The following is a 19,139-nucleotide window of genomic DNA, read 5'->3' as shown; positions in this document are numbered from 1 at the left end:
GGCAGTATCCGTTAATTTTTTGAACTTTTGGACAAAAATCGCCGGAAAGCGGAGTTTCGTCCGGTTGAGGCGCCTGGCGCCTGCTTCCGTGGGTAGAGTGAAGTGTCTTACCGTTCGATGAAACCGGGAGGGCAGTACCTGTCCTCGCCGACGGTATGAACCATGCTCCTCTTGCCAAATGAACATGTCGGCCCTACCTGAAACGTGCTATGTTGCGCTGCAATATAACTGCGCGATCCATTTCAGGATTCAGGCGAAATGGCCAAAAAAGCCCCCAAACCTCACACCCTCGACCTTGCCCTTCAAGGCGGCGGCGCCCACGGGGCATTCACCTGGGGTGTCCTGGAAAGGCTCCTGGAAGAACCGGCAATTTCCATCAATGCGGTCAGCGGCGCGAGCGCCGGTGCGCTGAATGCGGCCGTTCTGGTCTCCGGCCTTGTCGGCGGCGGACCGGAAGAAGCCGCTGCCCGGCTGTCGTCGTTCTGGAAGGCTGTGAACCAGTCCGCCCGCCAGACCACGATCCTGCCGTTCCTGGAAGCCTTTCCCGCAGCCTTCAAGACCGCGGACATGTTGTGGTCGATGGTCAGTGCCGGCAGCATTTCCGTTTCCCCGTCACCGCGTCTCGGCCGCACGGCGCAAGGTATCCTGCGCGATGTCCTGAATAAGCACGTCGATCTCGATGCGGTCCGGTCGCCGGAGGCGCCGCGGATCTTCGTCTCGGCCACCAACGCCCGCTCCGGCGCGCCGCGCATATTCCGCAACGACGATCTCAGCATCGACGCGCTTCTTGCCTCCGCCTGTCTGCCGATGAATTTTCCCCCCGTTTCCATCGACGGCGAAGATTATTGGGATGGCGGCTACAGCGCCAATCCGCCCATTCTGCCGATCGTTCAGGAAAGCAGTTGCAGCGATCTGCTGCTGGTGACGGTCAACCCGGTGACCCGCAAGGACACCCCGCGGGCCATGAACGAAATCCCCGGCCGGATCAGCGAATTGATGTTCAACCTGAGCCTCGTGAAGGAATTGCGCGGTCTGTCGCTGCTGAAGGAGGACATGGGCGCCTGGCAGTTCTTCGGTAATGGTCTGATCCGGTCCATTCGCGATCTGCGGCTCCATGAAATCTACGACGAGGAAACCATGTCCAGGGTGGATCCGCGTTCGAAGATGACGCCCGGTTGGCAACTGCTGACCCGCCTGCACGAGGCCGGGCACCGGGCGGCGGAGAACTGGGTCGATATCTGCTCCGGCGATCTGGGCAAGCGCTCCACCGCCAGGATTGCCGAGCGGTATTTTTGATCCGACGGTCCTTTCAGGCCGGTACCGGCACGGGTGTCTGAAGGCCCCTGTCGTGCTCGATGGCGACCTGCTGCGCAATCTTGGCCGCCTGTGCGATCAGTTCGTCCCGGGGCTCGCCGATAAAGGTCGCGGTGAAGTGGAGCGGCGTCGGCTGCCAGCCGGGATCGAAGGTGGCGATCCGCTTTTCCGCGACCAGCCGCCGTCCCAGCACGGTCGGCAAAATGCCGACGCCGATGCCCGATGCCACCATTTCAAAGCCGGTGGACAGGGAATTGGTCGGGAAGATCTGGGCGGTGCTGCCGTAGCGTTCCTGAAGTTCCCGGGTCAGTTCGCGGTGGGGGCGCGAGTTCCGGTTGTAGGTGATCACCGGGGTGACGCTCAGGTCCGGATCGGCGAGGTCCAGCGGACGATACCAGCTCAACTCAAAAGGCGGCAGGTCCAGGTTGTCGACGCTGAAGTCGGACACCGGGCCCATCAGGATCGTCAGATCCAGCGACCGCTCAAGCAGCATGTCGCGGAGATTGAACGAGATGTCGACCGAGACCTCGATCTTCAGCTTCGGGAAGGTCTGGTGGAGCCTTGCGATGAAGTCGGGCAGCCACGTCTGGGCGACGGTTTCCGCCACCCCAAGCCGGAGCAGGCTGCTGACGCTGTCGGCGGGCATGACATCGGCCTTGATGCGTTCGACAAGGGCTGCGATCTGCTCAGCATGATTGCGTAACAGAACTCCCTGCTTGGTCAGGGTAACCCCGGTCGGACCCCGGCTGAACAGGGCCGTGCCCAGGTCACTTTCCAGACTGGTGATGCGCGCCGATACGGCCGGCTGCGAGATGTTCATCTGCTCCGCGGCCTTGCGTACGCCGCCCAGCCGCGCCACCCACAAAAACGTTCTCAACTGCTCCAAAGTCATGGCAATTCGACCCTGCTAAGTGATCAGGTATTTCTATCACTTTGGACAGAAAATAGCGATTTGACTTTATACTCCAGCAACCTCAGCATTTTCCACAAGGAGTTGAGGTGGCATGACGGCATCAGTCGAATTTACCGATCTGGTCGGACAGGATGTGGCAGCGGTTCGCGAGGCAATCCGGCAGGGACGCTACACCGGCCATACGGCCGGCCTTGCCAGCGGTCAGCTGCAGTGCAACCTGGCGATCCTGCCGGGCGAGCTTGCCGGTGACTTCCACGAATTCTGCCGGAAAAACCCCAAGCCGTGTCCGCTGGCCGGCGTGTCGGACCCCGGCAATCCGCATATTCCGCGTCTGGGAGCGGCGGTCGATATCCGCACCGACGCGGCCCTCTACAACATCTACCGCAACGGCGTTCTGACCGACCAGGTGCGCGATCTCAGCGATTACTGGCGCGACGATCTCGTCGCCTTTGCCATCGGCTGTTCTTTCACCTTCGAAAACGCCCTGGTCAAGGCGGGCATCCCCATGCGCCATATCGAGCGCAACGTGACGGTGCCCATGTTCCGCACCACGATCGAGACGGAGCCTTGCGGGGCGTTCGGCGGCGGCATGGTCGTCTCCATGCGCCCGGTTTCTGAAGATCGCATCGCGGAAGTCTATTCAATTTGCGCAGCCTATCCGCTTGCGCACGGCAGCCCCATCCATGTCGGTGCGCCGCAAGAGATCGGGATTGAAGCAATCGAAAAGCCCGACTGGGGAACGCCCGTGGATATCGGGCAAGGGGAAGTGCCGGTTTTCTGGGCCTGCGGGGTGACGCCACAGGTCGCCATTATGCAGGCCAGGCCGGAGCTTTCCATTGCCCATGCACCCGGCGCCATGCTGATCACAGACGTGAATGAGCTGACGGCGCCGATCTACCCTTATAACGACAATAACAAACCGACTTTCTGACCTTCAGAGGATGGAGAATGACATGATGAAACGTCTCGCCCTTACCACCATTTCGCTGGCGGCCTTGTGCGCCGGCTCCGCGGCCGGCGCGGAAGAACTGTCCGTCGTCGGCAGCTGGAGCAGCCTGCCGCTGCACAAGCAGTACGAAGTGCCGTTCTGGACCGAAACCCTGCCGGAAGTCTCCGGCGGCGACCTGACCGCGACGCTCACCACCCACGACCAGATGGGCATCTCCGGCGGCGACGTCTACCGCATGCTGTCCCAGGGCGTCTTCGATGTCGGTATGACGGTGGCCGATTACGCAGTGGCCGACAGCGCCGCCCTGGAAGGCCTCGACGTTCCGCTGATCGCGACCGACGCCGCCACGGCGAAGAAGGCCGTCGATGCGGCCCGGCCGATGGTCGACGACATCTACAAGGACGTCTTCAATTCCAAGGTCCTGGCGATCGCGCCCTATCCGCCCCAGGTCGTCTTCTGCAATGCGGATATCAAGTCCCTGGACGATCTCAAGGGCAAGAAGGTCCGCGCCTCCGGCCGCATGACCGCCAAGTTCCTGGAAGCGCTCGGCGCGGAAGGCGTGAACGTCAGCTTCGGTGAAGTTCCCGGTGCCCTTCAGCGCGGCGTGGTAGACTGTGCCGTCACCGGTGCGGGCTCGGGCTACAATGCCGGCTGGTGGGAAGTCTCCACCCATCTGATGACCCTGCCGCTCGGCGGCTGGGATCCGGTCGTCACCGCCATCAACATGGACAAGTGGAACTCCCTTTCCGACAAGCAGAAGAGCGTTCTGGAAACCTCGATCAAGGAAAAGTTCGAGGCGCCCGCATGGGACGCCGCTCAAGGGGCCCTTGAAAACGACATTGCCTGCCTGACCGGAAAGGGCGAATGTCCCTATGGTGAGGCTCGCAGCATGGTGCTGGTGACCCCGAGCGCGGCCGACGAGGCCAAGGCGAAGGACGTGCTGATCACCCAGGTGCTTCCGGACTGGGCCGAGCGGGCAGGCTCCGACTGGGCCAAGCGCTGGGCCGACAGCGTCGGCAAGGTGACCGGCGTCGAACTCGACGTGAAGTAAGGCCGCTTTCTCATGACACCGCTCATTGCCTTTTTGAGGAAAACCAATGACCGCGTGGCGATCGGTGTTGGGCTTGCCCTGCTTGCCTGCGTCGTCTTCACGCTCGTTGAAATCGTTTCCCGCCGGTTGGGAGCGTCCTTGGGCGGAGTCGATGAGATTTCCGGCTATGTCATGGCTGTCACCACCAGTTGGGGTGTCAGCTACGCCCTGACGGAGCGGGCGCATGTGCGCATCGACCTGCTCCGCCAGCGCCTTGTTTCCGCCGGACGGGCGCTGCTCGATGCCGTCGCCATGCTTTGCCTGGCCGCAACGGCCGTGGTCGTCGCCTGGCGCGGCTGGAGTGTCGTCGCCAAGACGCTGTCCACCGGCGCCCGGGCGAACACGCCGCTGGAAACCCCTCTGTGGATCCCGCAATTGCTGTGGTGGGCCGGCTGGCTCTGGTTTGCCGTCACGGCCTGCCTGATGATGGCCTTCGTTCTCATGAAGCTCGTGCAGGCAGACTTCGACGCGGTCGAGGACGCCGCCGGGGCGAGGGGCGAGGCATGATCCAGTTCACCGCCTTCGGACTTCTCGGCCTTCTGGCGCTTTCCATTCCTGTCGGCGTGGTCCTGTTCCTGCTGGCCTTCGGCATCGACTTCTTCTTCAGTCCGTTCCCGCTGATGCGCGGCCTCGGCCAGGTCGTCTGGTCGTCGTCGAACAGCGCCACCCTGATCGCGATCCCGCTGTTCGTGTTGCTCGGAGAAATCCTGGTGCGCAGCGGCGTGGCGAACCGGACCTATGCGGCGCTCGACAAATGGGTGTCGTGGCTGCCGGGCGGGCTGGTGCATGCCAATATCGCCACCTCGACCATGTTCTCCGCCACCTCCGGCTCGTCGGTCGCGACCGCGGCGACGGTGGCGACGGTCGCGATGCCCCAGGCGCGGGACCTTGGGTATAACGAGAAGCTCTTTTCCGGGGCGATCGCCGCCGGCGGCACCCTCGGCATCATGATCCCGCCGTCGATCAACCTGATCGTCTACGGCTTCCTGACCGAGAGCTCGATCCCGCAGCTCTTCCTGGCCGGGCTCGTGCCGGGCCTGTTTCTCGCCGGGCTGTTCATGGCCGTCACCGCGATCCTGTGCGTCGTGAAGCCGGAACTCGGCGGACCGCGCCGATCAAGCTCTTGGAGCGACCGCTTCGCCAGCCTGGCCGATCTCCTGCCGATCTTCGGTCTTTTCGCGGCCATCGTCGGTTCGATCTATGCGGGATGGGCAACGCCCACGGAGGCCGCCACGGTCGGCGTGGCCATTGCGCTCGTGATCGCGGCCCACCAGAAGGCGCTGAGCCGGGCGATGATTGCCGATGCCTTGCGCGGCTCGGTGAAGACGTCGTCCATGATCATGCTCGTGGTCATCGGCGCCTATGTGCTGAACTTCGTCCTGACCGCAGCCGGTGTCAGCCGCGCGCTTCAGGACGTGTTGAACAATCTCGGGCTCGGTCCGCTGGCGACCCTGCTGGTCATCGTCGCGATGTACATCATCCTCGGGTTCTTTATCGAAACCCTGTCGCTGATGGTGGCGACGATCCCGATCGTGGTGCCGATCATCATGCATCTCGGCTACGACAAGATCTGGTTCGGCATCCTGATGATCATCCTGGTCGAAATGGCGCTGATCACGCCGCCGGTCGGACTGAACCTTTACGTGGTCCAGGCCGCGCGGGGCGGCCGGCCGTTCAGCGACGTCATGCTCGGCTGCATTCCCTTTGTCATCGCGATGCTGGTCATGGTGGGGCTCCTGATCCTCGCCCCGCAGATCGCGCTCTACCTGCCCTCCACCTTGTAAGAGGCTTTCCATGCAGTTCAAAACACCGACGGGGGTGCTGGAATGCACCCCGGATACCCTGATTGTTGCCGGATGGACGGGCCGGGACCGGGCCGCCGTGGATCATCATATCGAGGAACTGGCGGCCATCGGCGTGCCGGCGCCCTCGACCGTCCCACTCTACTACCAGTGCGCGGCCTCCCTCCTCACGCGGGATGACAGGATCGAGGTTCTGGGCGGAGGGAGTTCCGGTGAGGCGGAGCCGTTCCTCCTGAAGGCGAAGGGACGGATCTGGCTCGGCCTGGCGTCGGACCATACCGACCGGGCGCTGGAAACCTATTCCGTCGCCCACTCCAAGCAGATCTGCGCCAAGCCGGTCGCCGACACGCTGTGGCTGCTGGATGATGTCATCGATCATATCGACAGCCTGCAGCTCAAGGCCTGGATCCGCGAAGGAGGAGACTGGGTCGCCTATCAGGACGGCACGCTCGCCTCGATCCTGCCGCTCACCGAGCTGATGGCCGGGGTCACGCTGGACGAAGGCACCGCCATGCTGTGCGGCACGCTGCCTGCGATCGGTGGCGTTCGCCCGTCGGCTGATTTCAAAATGTCCCTGACTGATCCAGTGACTGGAAAGTCGATCGAATGGGGCTACAGTTCGCGCGTGCTTTCGGTTATCTCCTGAGAACCTGTCGCCAAACTTTCACCTGACGAGGACATCCATGAGTAAAGACCTGCAATTCCCCTGGAGTGCCGGGACGGCGCCCACCCGCGTCGAGGCCGCCCTGAGCCGGATTGCAGAGGACAAGGCCGTCGAGGCCGTCTTTACCAAACCCCTCGGCGACCGTGCCCGTGCCCAGGCGAAAGCAGCGGCGGCCAAGACATCGCCGCTCGCCGGCGCGCTCGTCAGCGTGAAGGCGCTGTTCGATGTGGCGGGCGAGGTCACGACGGCGGCAACGCAAGTACTGCGCAACGACCCGCCGGCCGCCGCCGATGCGCCCTGCATTGCCGCTCTAAGCGATGCCGGCGCCGTCTTCGTCGGCCTGACCAACATGTCGGAATTCGCCTATTCCGGCATCGGCATCAATCCTCATTACGGCACGCCCGACAACCCGGCTTATCCGGGCGGCGTGCCGGGCGGATCGACCAGCGGCGGCGCGGTCGCCGTGGCGCTGGGCCTGTGCGATATCGCCATCGGCACCGATACCGGCGGGTCCTTGCGCATTCCGGCAGCCTTTACCGGCATTACCGGTTTCAAGCCGACTCAAGGCTCGGTCTCGCTTGCAGGAGGTAAGCCTCTCTCCGACACGCTGGATAGCTTCGGACCGATGGCAAAGACGGTCGCCGCCTGTGAACTCGCCTGGCAGGTGATGGCCGGGCTGCCGACGATCCCGGTCGCCGCCGAAAAGCGGCGCCTGGTCGTGGCCCGCAATTTCGGCTTCGACGACCTGGACCCCGCAGTTGCCGCCGGTTTCGAAACGGTTCTGGATGCCCTGCGCGCCGCAGGCTTGGAGATCGTCGAACGCGATCTCGGCGTGATCGATCTCTACACGCAGGTGCCGCCCTGGCACATGACCTCGGTGGAATCGCGCGCCCATTACGAGGATCATTTCCAGAGCACTCCGGAAAAATTCGATCCGCGCGTTTATGCCCGCATGGCGCGGGCCGGGGAAATCACCGCGGTCGAATACCGCCAGACCCTGAACCGCCGGGCAGCTTTTGTGGAGGCTTTCGCAGACGAGCTCGGCGACGACCTTCTCCTCCTGCCGACGACCCCGATCCTGCCGCCGTCCCGGGAAGAGCTGATCGCCAACGACGACGCCTTCAACCGGCTGAACCTGCTGGCACTCAGGAACCCGTCGCTCGCCAATGTCGCCGACGGCTGCGCCATCGCGCTGCCCTATGACCATCAGGGCAAGACCTTAAGCGCGATGCTCGTCGGCGCGAAGGCTAAGGACAAGAACCTTCTCTCCGCCGCCAAGGTCGTGGAAGCGGTGCTGAAGGGTTAGTCCGCTCCGATATCCAGCCCGAGAAAGCCCAGCTGGACGTCCAATTGCCCGGCGCCCATTCCGCTGCCGTCGACAACGGTTTTGCCCGCGGCTTTTGCTGCCTGAACGAAGGCCGTGTCGCCGGAGGCGGTGACCACGTCGCAGCACAGCTCCGCCTTGGCGATGGCGGCTTCGGGAAAGGGCAGGGGGTCCTTTTCGGACTTGCCCAGCGTGGTGGCGTTGACGAGAACCTGTGCATCGTCGAGCGTGTCTGAAATTTCCACCTTCGGCCAATGATCGCGCACCAGCCGCAGCGCCGCCTCGCACCGGGCCGGATCGATCTCCTCGAGGATCAGCCGGCCGATGCCCTGTTCGCTAAAGGCGTCGATGATCGCCTTTCCGGCCCCGCCGCCGGCACCCGTGATCCAGGCGGTCTTGCTGCGGATCTCAATTCCTGTCCCGGCAATGGTGCTAACCATGGCAAGCCCGTCGGTCGCATCCCCGGTCAGGCGGCCGTCCGGTTCCCGGCGGATCGTGTTGAGCGCACCCAGCCGCTTGGCCCGGTCGGTCATGCCGTCCACGGCGTCAAAGGCGGCCTGCTTGTGCGGATAGGTGATCGAACAGCCGAGCATGTTGGAACTGCCGCGCAGGACCTGCCAGAAGCCGTCAAGGGCCGCAGGCTCGATGTCCAGTCCGACCATCACCGCATCGATATTCTTCTTCTGGAACAAGGCGTTGAAGGCGGGTGGAGAGAACACGCCCGACACCGGATGACCGATGATCGGAAACAGCCGTGTGGCGCCTGTGATCGGCATGAAAGTCCTCCCGAATTTTCAATCTTGACTCGTTTATAAAAGGATTCAAAAAATATCCAACATTTTCAGAAACGGGACACGAAATGCTCTTCGGTAAACGGCAGGACGAGGACGAAACGGTTGTCGCCATGCTGGCGTCGGCGCTCCGCCGGGATATCTCCTTCGGCGTGCTGCGGCCCGACCAGAAACTCAAGATCGAGGCCCTGCGCCAGCGCTACGGCGGATCGAACCATTCCATGCGCGAGACCCTGCGCGTGCTGTCCGCCGAAGGTCTGGTGGAGGCAACGAGCCAGCGCGGCTTCCGCGTCACCTCCGCCACCGAGGAAGACCTGCGCGATATCCTGCTGATGCGGCTGGAGATCGAGAAGCTCGGCCTTGCCCGGTCCATGGAGCGCAGCAACGTCGCCTGGGAGGGCCGGGTCATCGCGACCTTTCACACCCTGCGCCACGCGGATGCCCATGTTCAGGACCATCCGGACGACCTGACCGCGCTGGAATGGGACGAAGCCTGCCGGGCGCTGTCCGCCGTCCTGATGGAAGCCTGCGGCTCGCCGCGGCTGATCGGTCTGGCGGAGAAGTTCTTCAACCAGTCGCGCCGTTTCCGGCTGGCGCTCCTGCGCGAGGGACACATCGATTTTGCCGCCCGCCAGGCTCGTCACAACGCCCTGCGCGACGCGATCCTGGGCAAGGACACCGACACCGCACTTGCCTGTCTTGAAGAGGAGATTGCGGCCGATCTCGGCCGAAATAACGGATAACCCGCCGCGCATAACAAGCGGCGGACAACACCATAAAAACCAACACCATAGACACTCAGGGAGGAAATCATGGTGAAACTGAACAGACGTGAAACGCTGGGCCTGATGGGGGCTGCGGCCTTGACAGGGCTGGCCCGTCCGGCCATTGCCCAGAACCGCAAGACCGTCGTCGGTGCGCTGCATCTGACCAGCCATTCCGGCAGCTTCATCGCGCTGGAACGCGGCTATTTCGCCGATGCCGGCCTCGACGTCGAACTCAAGTTCTTCCAGGCGGCCCAGCCCATGGCCGTGGCAATCGCCAGCGGCGACGTGGACTTCGGCGTGACCGCGATTTCCGGCGGTCTGGTGTCTCTGGCCGACAAGGGTGCGGTCAAGGTGATCGGCGGGGCGCTGTCCGAGGCGCCGGGCATCGACGGCCAGAAGATCCTGGCGTCCGACGAAGCCTTCAAGGCCGGCCTGACCTCGCCCAAGGGCCTGGGCGGCAAGCGCTTCGGCATGACCACGGCCGGCTCTTCCTTCCACTACATGGGCTCCAAGATCGGCGCCGCGGAAGGCGTGACGCCGGAGTTCGTGCCGCTGCAGAAGGTCGGCGCCATCATCGGCGCGCTGAAGTCGAACCAGATCGATGCCTGGTCCATCGTTCCGCACATCGCCAAGCCGCTGGCCGGTTCCGGCGCGGCCCATATCATCGGCAACGTCGCCGATTACCTGCCGAACTACCAGGTGACCACCGTCTTCACCTCCGCCAAGAACGCCGCCGACGACCGCGCGCTGACCGAAGCCTTCCTGAAGGGCTTTTCCGCCGGTGTGGCCGACTATGACGACACCATGGTGGACAAGAAGAACGGCGAGGCCGCCATCAACGAGATGGTCGAGCTGATCCACAAATACGTCTACTCCGACCGGCCGCTGGAAAAGGCCGCTCCGTCGATCATCAACGGCTCCATGCTGCTCAACCGCGGCGCGGCCCTGAACGTGGCCTCCGTGCGCGATCAGCTGAACTGGTTCCAGTCGGAAGGCCTGGTCGACAAGGCGATCACCCTCGATACGCTTCTGGACACCAGCTACGTCGAAACCATCGACTCCTAAGAGGGCGACTCCCACCCGGCGGCGATCTGAACAACCCACCAAGGATCGCTGCCGGTTTTTTTTATTCCTGAACTGAGAACCGAAATGGACATCAGACTGGATGCCATCAGCCATTCCTATGGCGATATGGAAGTGCTCCGGGACATCACGCTCGACATCCCCTCCGGACGGATCGTCTGCCTTGTCGGGCCGTCGGGCTGCGGCAAGTCCACCCTGCTGCGCTTTGCCGGCGGGCTGGAGCGGCCTGCTTCCGGCCGCGTCCTGCAGCTCGGCACACCGCCGGAAAACTGCCTGAACCCGCTGACCTATATCTTCCAGGACTTCGCCCTGCTGCCGTGGCGCACCGTGCGCGGCAACGTCTCGCTGGTGCTGGAAGATCACGGCATCCGGGGTGCCAAGGCCGACGCGATCATCACTGACGTTCTGGCCCGCACCAAGCTGACCGATTTCGCCAGGGCCCTGCCCAAGCAGCTCTCCGGCGGCATGAAGCAGCGCGTCGCCATCGCCCGGGCGCTGGCCGTCAACCCGGCGGTCATGCTGATGGACGAACCGCTGTCGGCCCTCGACAGCCAGACACGCGAATTGCTGATGGACGATCTGATCGCCCTTTGGACGCGCACACCGTTTACCGCCGTCTATGTCACCCACAACCTTGCCGAGGCCGTTCGGCTCGGCCATTCGGTCGTCGTGCTGTCGCGCCGGCCGGGCCGTATCCGCGAGATCGTCACGATCGACAAGCCCTTGGTCGAACGCGGCTACGCTGACCCGGACCTGGAGAATATCCAGAAGCACCTGTGGGGCCTGATGCGCGAAGAGGCGCGGGCGGCGGATGAGGAGCTGATCGATGTCTGATCTCTCGCTGAACTCTGCACCCGCCCGGGCGGACGACCGCCAGATCGAAGTCCGCTTCCGCGGCGGCGGCTTCGCGCCGAAAAGCCGCCGCTGGGTCGGCTTCGCCGTTTTCGCCGTGCTGATCGCCCTGGTCGAATGGGGCACGCGCACGGGCTGGATCTCCAGCCTGACCCTGCCCAGGCCGTCCGATGTCCTGAAGACGCTCGGCGAGCTCTATTCCTCCGGCCTGCTTTACAAGCATCTGTCGCTGTCGCTCTCCCGCCTGGTGATCGGCGCGGCCATCGGGGCAAGCGCGGGCGTCTCCGTCGGCGTCGTCATTGCCCTGTTCTCCTATATCCGGGCTGGACTGGTGCCGCTGATCGCCGCGATCTTCCCGATCCCGAAGATCGCACTGCTGCCGCTCTTCGTGATCTGGTTCGGGATCGACGAAGGCTCGAAATACGCCCTGATCGCCTTCGGCACCTTCACCCCCACCGTGGTCGCCACCTATGGCGCGGTCGACAATGTGGACCGGTCGCTGATCCGCATGGGCCAGAGCTTCGGCCTGTCGTGGTTCTCCATCGTCCGCAAGATCGTCCTGCCCGGCGCCATGCCGGGCATCCTGTCGGGCCTGCGTATCAGCCTGGCGATCGCCATCATCCTTCTGGTCGCCGCCGAAATGCTCGGCGCCCAATACGGCATCGGCGCCTATATCCTGGAAGCAGGCTCGCTCTACGATCTGGAACGGCTGTTCGCCGGCGTGGTGATCCTGTCGCTGCTCGGCGTCATCGTCTCCGCCGTCATCGGCCTGATCGAGCGCCGTCTGCTCGGATGGCGCTCATGAGCCGCAAGCCGGAGGCAGACTATGACGTGATCGTCGCCGGCGGCGGTGCCGGCGGCGTTGGCGCTGCTCTCGGCGCGGCGCAGGAAGGCGCCAAGGTGCTCTTGGTGGAAAAATACGGCTTCCTCGGCGGGGCCGCGACCACCTCCAACGTGCTTGCCTATTGCGGTTTCTTCCAGCAGGGCCCGGATCCCATAAAAGCCGTCGGCGGTGTCGCCGACCTCGTGCTCGATGAATTGCGCGCGCTGGGTCTTGCCTGCGATCCGTTCCGCTCGCCGACCACGTCGAACTGGATCATCCTTTTGGAACCGGAGGCGGTGAAGCTGGCGCTCGACCGGGTGCTTCAGAGCCATGGCGTCGACGTGTTGCTGCACACCCGGGTCGCGGCGGTCACCCGCACCGCCGACCGGCTGGAATCGGTGACGCTCGCCGGCATGGACGGACGATGTCGCGTGGTCGGCGAAGCCTTCGTCGATGCCACGGGCGATGCCAATCTCGCACTCCTGACCGGTCTTGCCTGCCGGACAGGCAATGAGGAGGGCAAGCTGCAGGCCGTCTCCGGCCCGATCCGGGTCGGCGGGCGCAATCCGTCCGTGCCCATCGACCGCGAGGCGATTATTGCAGCGCTTGAGAATTACAACAGGACCGGCGACTGGCCCGTGGCCCGCACCGACGGCGGCATCTACACCGAAGTGCCGCAGACCGGCGAGATGTGGTGGATGATCTTCGACCATCCGCTGGAAGATCTCAGTTCGAAAAGTTTCACCCGGGCAGAGCAGGCTTCCCGTGCCGCCGCCCATGACTATGTCAACGTGCTGCGCAAGCATGTGCCGGGCTTCGAGAACGCCTACCTGGCCCAGACCGGGCCCCAGATCGGCGTGCGCGAAAGCCGCCATCCGCCGGCACGCTACGAACTCACCGGCGAGGATCTCCTAACCGGCCGCCGCCGTCCGGACGGGGTCGCCCGTGCCGCCTGGCCGATCGAGGACCATTCGGTTCCCGGAAAGCCGGTTTACCGCTCCATCGGCGGCGAGGGCTTTGCCGATATCCCGCTCGACTGCCTGCGCGCCAAGGGCCTTGAAAACCTGTGCTACGCCGGCCGAGTCATCGGCGCCGACAGCGCCGCCTACGCCTCCATCCGCGTCATGGGCACCGCTTTCGCCACCGGCGAGGCGGCCGGGCGATTCAGTGCGCGTGGCGGGGCCTAGTCAGGCGCGTATGCAGCGCCCAACCTGAAAATCATCAGGAAACCCCGCCGCGCGACCCACAAGCAATGCCGGCGGACCAAAAGAGCCGTATGATTTTGGACGGCCGGGTTTGCGCGGAAGCGAATTCCGTACTATTTCACATTGTATGAAAGTATCGATCCTATTATGTTCCCGGCAACAAAACGTCCGCCGCGTTGCCGGGGCCGCATTTGAAGGCCTTCGGTCGGGTGATATCGTAAAAAACAGGAAAACAGGTGGCCCGGCCGGACAATGGTCGGGGAACAGATGACCTATCTTGAACCAATACAATACGGCCTCGGCGTTCTCTCGGGCGGACTGGTGGGGTTCACGCTCGGCATGTTCGGTGGCGGCGGTTCGATCCTGGCCGTTCCCTTGATGGTTTACCTGGTCGGTGTTCCCAGCGCCCATCTGGCGATCGGAACCAGCGCGTTCGCCGTTGCCGCCAATGCGTTTTCCAATCTCCTGAGCCACGCGCGTCTGGGCAACGTCAAATGGCGCTGCGCGGCCTTCTATAGCGTCGCCGGTATTGTCGGCGCATTCATAGGGTCCAGCGTCGGCAAGATCGTCGACGGTCAGAACCTTCTTTTCCTGTTTGCGATTCTCATGTTCGTGGTGGGCGGCCTCATGTTCCGCAAGCGCGGGGCGGAGGGAAACCCCGGCGCGCAATGCTCGCGGGAAAACGTGCACAAGGTTCTCGGGTTTGGCGGTCTGACCGGCGTTTTCTCCGGCTTTTTCGGCATTGGCGGCGGTTTTCTGATCGTGCCCGGATTGCTGGCGTCGACCGGCATGCCGATCATTTTCGCAATCGGGTCCTCCCTTGTCGCGGTCACCGCATTCGGGCTGACGACGGCCTTGAATTACGCAATCTCAGGCTATGTGGATTGGGTGCTTGCGGCGGTCTTCATCGGCGGCGGTATTTTCGGCGGTCTGATCGGCGGGGCGCTCGCCAAGAGGCTGTCGGCGCGAAAAGGCACGCTGAACACCCTGTTCGCCGGCCTTATTTTCGTGGTCGCCACCTATATGCTTTACCGAAGCGTCGGCCAGATGCTGGGCGCCTGAACCGCCGGCCCGGATACCCGCTTCTGTCTTCCTGATGGAACCGGCTTGCCGGCCATGATTTCATGCCTGCAGACGCAGTTTGTGGAAAGCCGGTCTGAAGGTGCTGTCTACCAGGCCTGCCGCCACAATCGCTCGGCCCGCTTGTCGTTGGCCTGCCCGCCATCGTTTCCCGGCAGTGCCCCCGTTGCCGGGATCTCAGCAAAAGCGACATTCTAATATTCGAAAATACTTGAATAAATTTAACTTCGCGCAGCTTGACGATCGTCAAGTAAGCGCGCGCGTAAACATGAAACCAATGCTCCGAATTTCAAACCGATCCGGATTTCGGAGCACTCCCATTGTCTTTCCATCGAGTTCAGAATCAGAACTGGCTTAGAGGTCTCTGTCTGGCGCTCGCCATCCTGGCCGTGGCGATAACCGCACGAGAGGCTTCCGCGGCCGAGCTGTCGAGGTTTCTTCCGGATACGCCGGTATCGGAACTGGTGCCCGGTGCCGACAGCTACGGCGAACCGGGAAAGGACGTTCCGGTGGTTCCCGCGCTCAAGGGCGGGGACACGATCGGCTGGGTGTTCCTGACCTCGGATTTCGTCTCCACCACCGGATATTCCGGCAAGCCTATCCACACGCTCGTCGGCATCGACAAGGATGCGGTGCTCACCGGCGTGAAGCTGGTCAAGCATTCCGAGCCCATCGTCCTGGTCGGGATCCCGGACAGCAAGATCAAGGCGGTGACGAGGAAATATGCCGGCCTCGATCTGAAGGCGGAAGCCACCGACGCCGGGTCCGCGCATGACCTGGACATCATCTCCGGCGCCACCGTGACGATCATGGTGATCGACGATTCCATCATTCGCTCCGGCCTCAAGGTCGCTAAGAGCCTCGGCCTCGGCGGCCTCAAGGAAGACGCCGGCGCCAGCGGTCCGAAGATGGTGATCGATCCGTCCCGTGACGAAACGGCGGACTGGCAGAGCCTGACCGGGGACGGGTCGGTCAGGCGGCTGTCGCTCGACGTGGCCCAGCTCAACGAGGCTTTCGTCCGCGAAGGCGATCCCCGGGCCATTGCACGTCCCGAGAAAGGGCCGGAGACCGACACCTACATCGACATGTACCTGGCGCTCGCCGACGTGCCCTCCATCGGCCGGTCGCTCCTGGGCGATGCGGAATACGCCAACCTCAAAGCCCGTCTGAAAGAGGGCGAGCATGTCCTGCTGGTGATGGGGCGGGGCCGCTATTCCTTCAAGGGATCCGGCTATGTGCGCGGTGGCATCTTCGACCGCATCCAGCTCGTCCAGAAGGATGTTTCCGTCCGCTTCCACGACCGGCAGCATCACAAGCTGGGGGAAATCGACGCCGAAGGCGCTCCCGCCTTCAAGGAGATGGATCTCTTCACCATTCCCGCCGACAGCGGCTTCGACCCCGCTGAGGAGTTTCGCCTGCAACTGCTCGTGCAGCGGCCGGTCGGTGCCATCGACAAGGTGTTCCTGACCTTCGACCTCGGCTACCGGCTGCCGAAGTCCTACCTGATGGTCGATCCCGCCAGCCGGCAGACCTCTGCTGCTGCAGCGCCTGAAACCTCGCAGGTTACCGAAAATCAGGCGGCCGCCCAGAAACTCTGGATGCGCATCTGGAAGACCCGCAAGGTCGACGTGCTCATCCTCGCAGGCGCCATCGGCGTCCTGACACTGGTGTTCTTCTTCCAGATGCAGGTCACCCGCAGCGAACGTTTCACCTTCTGGTTCCGCATTGCCTTCCTGACCTTCACGCTGGTCTGGCTCGGCTGGATCGAGAATGCGCAGCTCTCCGTGGTCAATGTGCTCGCCTTCTTTTCCTCGCTGACGACCGAGTTCAGCTGGGACGCGTTTCTGATGGATCCGCTGGTGTTCCTGCTGTGGTTCTCCGTCGCCGCCGCGTTGATCTTCTGGGGCCGTGGTGCCTTCTGCGGCTGGCTGTGTCCCTTCGGCGCCCTGCAGGAACTGACGAACCGGATCGCCAAGCTGTGCCGCATTCCCCAGTTCGAGGTGCCCTGGGGGCTGCATGAGCGCCTGTGGCCGGTCAAGTACATGATCTTTCTGGCCCTGTTCGGTGTGTCGCTCTACTCGCTCGATCTCGCCGAACACTATGCCGAGGTCGAGCCCTTCAAGACGGCGATCATCCTGAAGTTCCAGCGCGCCTGGCCGTTTGTCGCATTCGCCGTCGCGCTTCTGCTCGTCGGCCTGTTCGTGGAGCGGTTCTACTGCCGCTACCTGTGCCCGCTGGGCGCGGCGCTTGCGATCCCCGCACGGCTCAGGATGTTCGACTGGCTGAAGCGCTACCGCGAATGCGGCAATCCCTGCCAGCGCTGCGCCAGGGAATGCATGGTCCAGGCCATTCATCCGGAAGGCAACATCAATCCCAACGAGTGCCTGAACTGCCTGCACTGCCAGGTTCTGTACCAGCACAACCAGAAATGCCCCGTCTGCATCAAGAAGCTCGCCAAGCGCAAACGCTTCGAAGTCCAGACCGGCATCGCAAAACCGGATGCCAGGGGGGCGAAATCGGCCCCGGTTCCGGCGGAATGAACTCCGAACGACGAGAGCAAGGAGAAAAGTCATGACGGAGAAGTCAACCAAATCGGGCGTGTCCCGCCGAGACCTGCTGGGTGGCACGGCCAAGACGGCCGTGGTCGCCGGCATGGGCGCTGTCGCCCTGGGCGGTGCGAACCCTGTCTATGCGGCCGAAGGCGGTCAGAAGTTCGAATTGTCGCCGGGTGAACTCGATGAATATTACGGCTTCTGGTCCTCCGGCCAGACCGGCGAACTGCGCATTCTAGGCGTTCCCTCCATGCGCGAATTCATGCGGGTGCCGGTGTTCAATCGCTGCTCCGCTACCGGCTGGGGCCAGACCAACGAATCTCTGAAGATCCTGACCGAGGGCCTGACGCCGGAAACCAGGGAGTTCCTGGCCGCCCGGGGCAAGGTCACCTACGACAACGGCGACCTGCACCACCCGCATATGTCCTTCACCGAAGGCACCTATGACGGGCGCTATCTGTTCATGAACGACAAGGCCAACACCCGCGTGGCCCGCGTCCGCTGCGACGTGATGAAATGCGACAAGATCATCGAGATTCCCAATGCGCATGACATCCACGGTATGCGTCCGCAGAAATATCCGCGCACAGGCTATGTTTTCGCCAACAGCGAGCACGAAGCTCCGCTCGTCAACGACGGCAAGATCCTCGACGATCCGTCCCAGTACGTGAACATCTTCACCGCCATAGACGGCGATACGATGGAAGTGGCCTGGCAGGTGATCGTGTCCGGCAACCTGGACAACACCGACTGCGACTACCAGGGCAAATACGCCTTTTCCACCAGCTACAACTCCGAAATGGGCATGAACCTGGCCGAGATGACGGCCAACGAGCTGGATCATGTGGTCGTGTTCAACCTGAAGGAAATCGAGAAGGGCATCGCCGCAGGCGACTACCAGGAACTGAACGGCGTCAAGGTCGTGGACGGGCGCAAGGGATCCAACAAGAAGTACACCCGCTACATCCCGATCCCGAACAGCCCGCACGGCGTCAATACAGCCCCGGACAAGAAGCACGTGGTCATCAACGGCAAGCTGTCGCCGACCTGCTCGGTCATCGACGTCACCAAGCTGGATGCCCTGTTCGAAACCGATGTGGATCCGCGGTCGGCCGTCGTTGCCGAACCTCAGCTCGGCCTCGGTCCGCTCCATACCGCCTATGACGGCAAGGGCAATGCCTTCACGACGCTGTTCCTGGACAGCCAGGTGGTGAAGTGGAACATCGACAAGGCCGTCCGTGCCTATGCGGGGGAGGACGTCGATCCGATCATCTCCAAGGTGGACGTCCACTACCAGCCGGGCCACAACTCGACCTCCATGGGCGAGACGGCGGAAGCCGACGGCAAATGGCTGATCTCGATGAACAAGTTCTCCAAGGACCGCTTCCTGAACGTCGGTCCGCTGAAGCCGGAGAACGAGCAGCTCATCGATATCTCCGACGACGGCATGACCCTTGTTCACGACGGACCGACCTTCGCCGAGCCCCATGACAGCATCATCGTGCACCGTTCCAAGGTGAACCCGGTCACGGTCTGGGACCGGAACGATCCGATGTTCGCCGACGCGGTGGAACAGGCCAAGGCGGACGGAATCGACCTGGAAGATGCCGCCGACGTGATCCGGGACGGCAACAAGGTGCGTGTCTACATGTACTCGACCGCGCCGATTTTCAGTCTGGAGAAATTCACGGTCAAGCAGGGGGACGAGGTCACGGTCTATGTCACCAACATCGATGACATCGACGACCTGACCCACGGCTTCACCATCTCCAACTACGGTGTCGCCATGGAAGTGGCGCCCCAGGCGACCGCTTCGGTCACCTTCACCGCCGACCGGCCCGGAGTGCACTGGTTCTACTGTCAGTGGTTCTGCCATGCCCTGCACATGGAAATGCGCGGACGCATGCTGGTCGAGCCGCGCGGAGCCTGA

At 63.2% G+C, this 19,139-nt stretch carries 17 protein-coding genes; 15 read left to right on the top strand and 2 right to left on the bottom strand.

Going from position 1 to position 19,139, the window contains the following annotated elements; all coding sequences use genetic code 11:
- The first annotated feature begins 258 nt into the window (after positions 1-258).
- Positions 259-1,296, top strand: a complete 1,038-nt coding sequence (locus HK439_RS11950) for a patatin-like phospholipase family protein (protein ID WP_190291740.1) — start codon at positions 259-261, stop codon at positions 1,294-1,296.
- Between the two features lie 13 nt (positions 1,297-1,309).
- Here HK439_RS11950 and HK439_RS11945 read toward each other — a convergent pair whose 3' ends face one another.
- Positions 1,310-2,206: a LysR family transcriptional regulator gene (locus HK439_RS11945; protein ID WP_190291739.1), complete on the bottom strand. Its 897-nt coding sequence runs from the start codon at positions 2,204-2,206 to the stop codon at positions 1,310-1,312.
- A 112-nt stretch (positions 2,207-2,318) separates the two neighbouring features.
- Here HK439_RS11945 and HK439_RS11940 point away from each other — a divergent pair, with 112 nt between their 5' ends.
- From HK439_RS11940 to HK439_RS11915, 6 genes are read left to right on the top strand one after another with little or no spacing between them, the layout of a single operon-like run.
- Positions 2,319-3,158: a putative hydro-lyase gene (locus HK439_RS11940; protein ID WP_190291738.1), complete on the top strand. Its 840-nt coding sequence runs from the start codon at positions 2,319-2,321 to the stop codon at positions 3,156-3,158.
- A 22-nt stretch (positions 3,159-3,180) separates the two neighbouring features.
- Positions 3,181-4,227, top strand: coding sequence for a TRAP transporter substrate-binding protein (locus HK439_RS11935; protein WP_209011756.1), 1,047 nt, complete (start codon positions 3,181-3,183; stop codon positions 4,225-4,227).
- A gap of 12 nt (positions 4,228-4,239) precedes the next feature.
- On the top strand, positions 4,240-4,773 hold the full coding sequence (locus tag HK439_RS11930; RefSeq protein WP_190291737.1) for a TRAP transporter small permease subunit: 534 nt from the start codon (positions 4,240-4,242) through the stop codon (positions 4,771-4,773).
- Positions 4,770-6,050: a TRAP transporter large permease gene (locus HK439_RS11925; RefSeq protein WP_190291736.1), complete on the top strand. Its 1,281-nt coding sequence runs from the start codon at positions 4,770-4,772 to the stop codon at positions 6,048-6,050. The genes HK439_RS11930 and HK439_RS11925 overlap by 4 nt, the downstream gene beginning before the upstream one ends.
- A 10-nt stretch (positions 6,051-6,060) precedes the next feature.
- Positions 6,061-6,714, top strand: a complete 654-nt coding sequence (locus HK439_RS11920) for a DUF2848 domain-containing protein (RefSeq protein ID WP_190291735.1) — start codon at positions 6,061-6,063, stop codon at positions 6,712-6,714.
- Between the two features lie 37 nt (positions 6,715-6,751).
- On the top strand, positions 6,752-8,038 hold the full coding sequence (locus HK439_RS11915; RefSeq protein ID WP_190291734.1) for an amidase family protein: 1,287 nt from the start codon (positions 6,752-6,754) through the stop codon (positions 8,036-8,038).
- Here the strand turns inward: HK439_RS11915 and HK439_RS11910 are convergent.
- Positions 8,035-8,832 carry a shikimate dehydrogenase family protein gene (locus HK439_RS11910; RefSeq protein WP_190291733.1) on the bottom strand — a complete coding sequence of 266 codons (798 nt, stop codon included), beginning with the start codon at positions 8,830-8,832 and terminating at the stop codon, positions 8,035-8,037. The two genes, HK439_RS11915 and HK439_RS11910, sit on opposite strands and share 4 nt — an antisense overlap.
- An 83-nt stretch (positions 8,833-8,915) precedes the next feature.
- Here HK439_RS11910 and HK439_RS11905 point away from each other — a divergent pair, with 83 nt between their 5' ends.
- From HK439_RS11905 to nosZ, 8 genes are all read left to right on the top strand, one after another.
- Positions 8,916-9,590, top strand: a complete 675-nt coding sequence (locus HK439_RS11905; RefSeq protein ID WP_190291732.1) for a GntR family transcriptional regulator — start codon at positions 8,916-8,918, stop codon at positions 9,588-9,590.
- Positions 9,591-9,656: 66 nt separating this feature from the next.
- Positions 9,657-10,679 (top strand): ABC transporter substrate-binding protein, encoded by a 1,023-nt coding sequence (locus HK439_RS11900; RefSeq protein ID WP_328804151.1) that lies wholly within the window; start codon positions 9,657-9,659, stop codon positions 10,677-10,679.
- A gap of 84 nt (positions 10,680-10,763) precedes the next feature.
- On the top strand, positions 10,764-11,531 hold the full coding sequence (locus HK439_RS11895; protein WP_190291730.1) for an ABC transporter ATP-binding protein: 768 nt from the start codon (positions 10,764-10,766) through the stop codon (positions 11,529-11,531).
- Complete coding sequence (locus tag HK439_RS11890) at positions 11,524-12,354, top strand: ABC transporter permease (protein ID WP_190291729.1); 831 nt, start codon at positions 11,524-11,526, stop codon at positions 12,352-12,354. The genes HK439_RS11895 and HK439_RS11890 overlap by 8 nt, the downstream gene beginning before the upstream one ends.
- On the top strand, positions 12,351-13,559 hold the full coding sequence (locus tag HK439_RS11885) for an FAD-dependent oxidoreductase (RefSeq protein WP_190291728.1): 1,209 nt from the start codon (positions 12,351-12,353) through the stop codon (positions 13,557-13,559). The genes HK439_RS11890 and HK439_RS11885 overlap by 4 nt, the downstream gene beginning before the upstream one ends.
- A 285-nt stretch (positions 13,560-13,844) precedes the next feature.
- Entirely contained in the window at positions 13,845-14,639 is a 795-nt protein-coding gene (locus HK439_RS11880; protein ID WP_190291727.1) for a sulfite exporter TauE/SafE family protein, read from the top strand.
- Positions 14,640-14,977: 338 nt separating this feature from the next.
- Positions 14,978-17,197 carry a NosR/NirI family protein gene (locus tag HK439_RS11875; protein WP_209011755.1) on the top strand — a complete coding sequence of 740 codons (2,220 nt, stop codon included), beginning with the start codon at positions 14,978-14,980 and terminating at the stop codon, positions 17,195-17,197.
- Between the two features lie 31 nt (positions 17,198-17,228).
- Positions 17,229-19,139, top strand: coding sequence for a TAT-dependent nitrous-oxide reductase (gene nosZ / locus HK439_RS11870; RefSeq protein WP_190291726.1), 1,911 nt, complete (start codon positions 17,229-17,231; stop codon positions 19,137-19,139).

The organism is Roseibium aggregatum, assembly GCF_014692675.1.
Taxonomy (GTDB): Bacteria; Pseudomonadota; Alphaproteobacteria; order Rhizobiales; family Stappiaceae; genus Roseibium; species Roseibium aggregatum_C.
Note: the sequence above shows the minus strand (reverse complement) of the source record. Positions and strands in the feature narration are given on the sequence as shown.

Bases quoted from the DNA above. Each gene is read 5' to 3' on its own strand.
- HK439_RS11950 (WP_190291740.1), top strand. From the start codon at position 259: ATGGCCAAAAAAGCCCCCAAACCTCACACCCTCGACCTTGCCCTTCAA.
- HK439_RS11945 (WP_190291739.1), bottom strand. From the start codon at position 2,206: ATGACTTTGGAGCAGTTGAGAACGTTTTTGTGGGTGGCGCGGCTGGGC.
- HK439_RS11940 (WP_190291738.1), top strand. From the start codon at position 2,319: ATGACGGCATCAGTCGAATTTACCGATCTGGTCGGACAGGATGTGGCA.
- HK439_RS11935 (WP_209011756.1), top strand. From the start codon at position 3,181: ATGATGAAACGTCTCGCCCTTACCACCATTTCGCTGGCGGCCTTGTGC.
- HK439_RS11930 (WP_190291737.1), top strand. From the start codon at position 4,240: ATGACACCGCTCATTGCCTTTTTGAGGAAAACCAATGACCGCGTGGCG.
- HK439_RS11925 (WP_190291736.1), top strand. From the start codon at position 4,770: ATGATCCAGTTCACCGCCTTCGGACTTCTCGGCCTTCTGGCGCTTTCC.
- HK439_RS11920 (WP_190291735.1), top strand. From the start codon at position 6,061: ATGCAGTTCAAAACACCGACGGGGGTGCTGGAATGCACCCCGGATACC.
- HK439_RS11915 (WP_190291734.1), top strand. From the start codon at position 6,752: ATGAGTAAAGACCTGCAATTCCCCTGGAGTGCCGGGACGGCGCCCACC.
- HK439_RS11910 (WP_190291733.1), bottom strand. From the start codon at position 8,832: ATGCCGATCACAGGCGCCACACGGCTGTTTCCGATCATCGGTCATCCG.
- HK439_RS11905 (WP_190291732.1), top strand. From the start codon at position 8,916: ATGCTCTTCGGTAAACGGCAGGACGAGGACGAAACGGTTGTCGCCATG.
- HK439_RS11895 (WP_190291730.1), top strand. From the start codon at position 10,764: ATGGACATCAGACTGGATGCCATCAGCCATTCCTATGGCGATATGGAA.
- HK439_RS11890 (WP_190291729.1), top strand. From the start codon at position 11,524: ATGTCTGATCTCTCGCTGAACTCTGCACCCGCCCGGGCGGACGACCGC.
- HK439_RS11885 (WP_190291728.1), top strand. From the start codon at position 12,351: ATGAGCCGCAAGCCGGAGGCAGACTATGACGTGATCGTCGCCGGCGGC.
- HK439_RS11880 (WP_190291727.1), top strand. From the start codon at position 13,845: ATGACCTATCTTGAACCAATACAATACGGCCTCGGCGTTCTCTCGGGC.
- nosZ (WP_190291726.1), top strand. From the start codon at position 17,229: ATGACGGAGAAGTCAACCAAATCGGGCGTGTCCCGCCGAGACCTGCTG.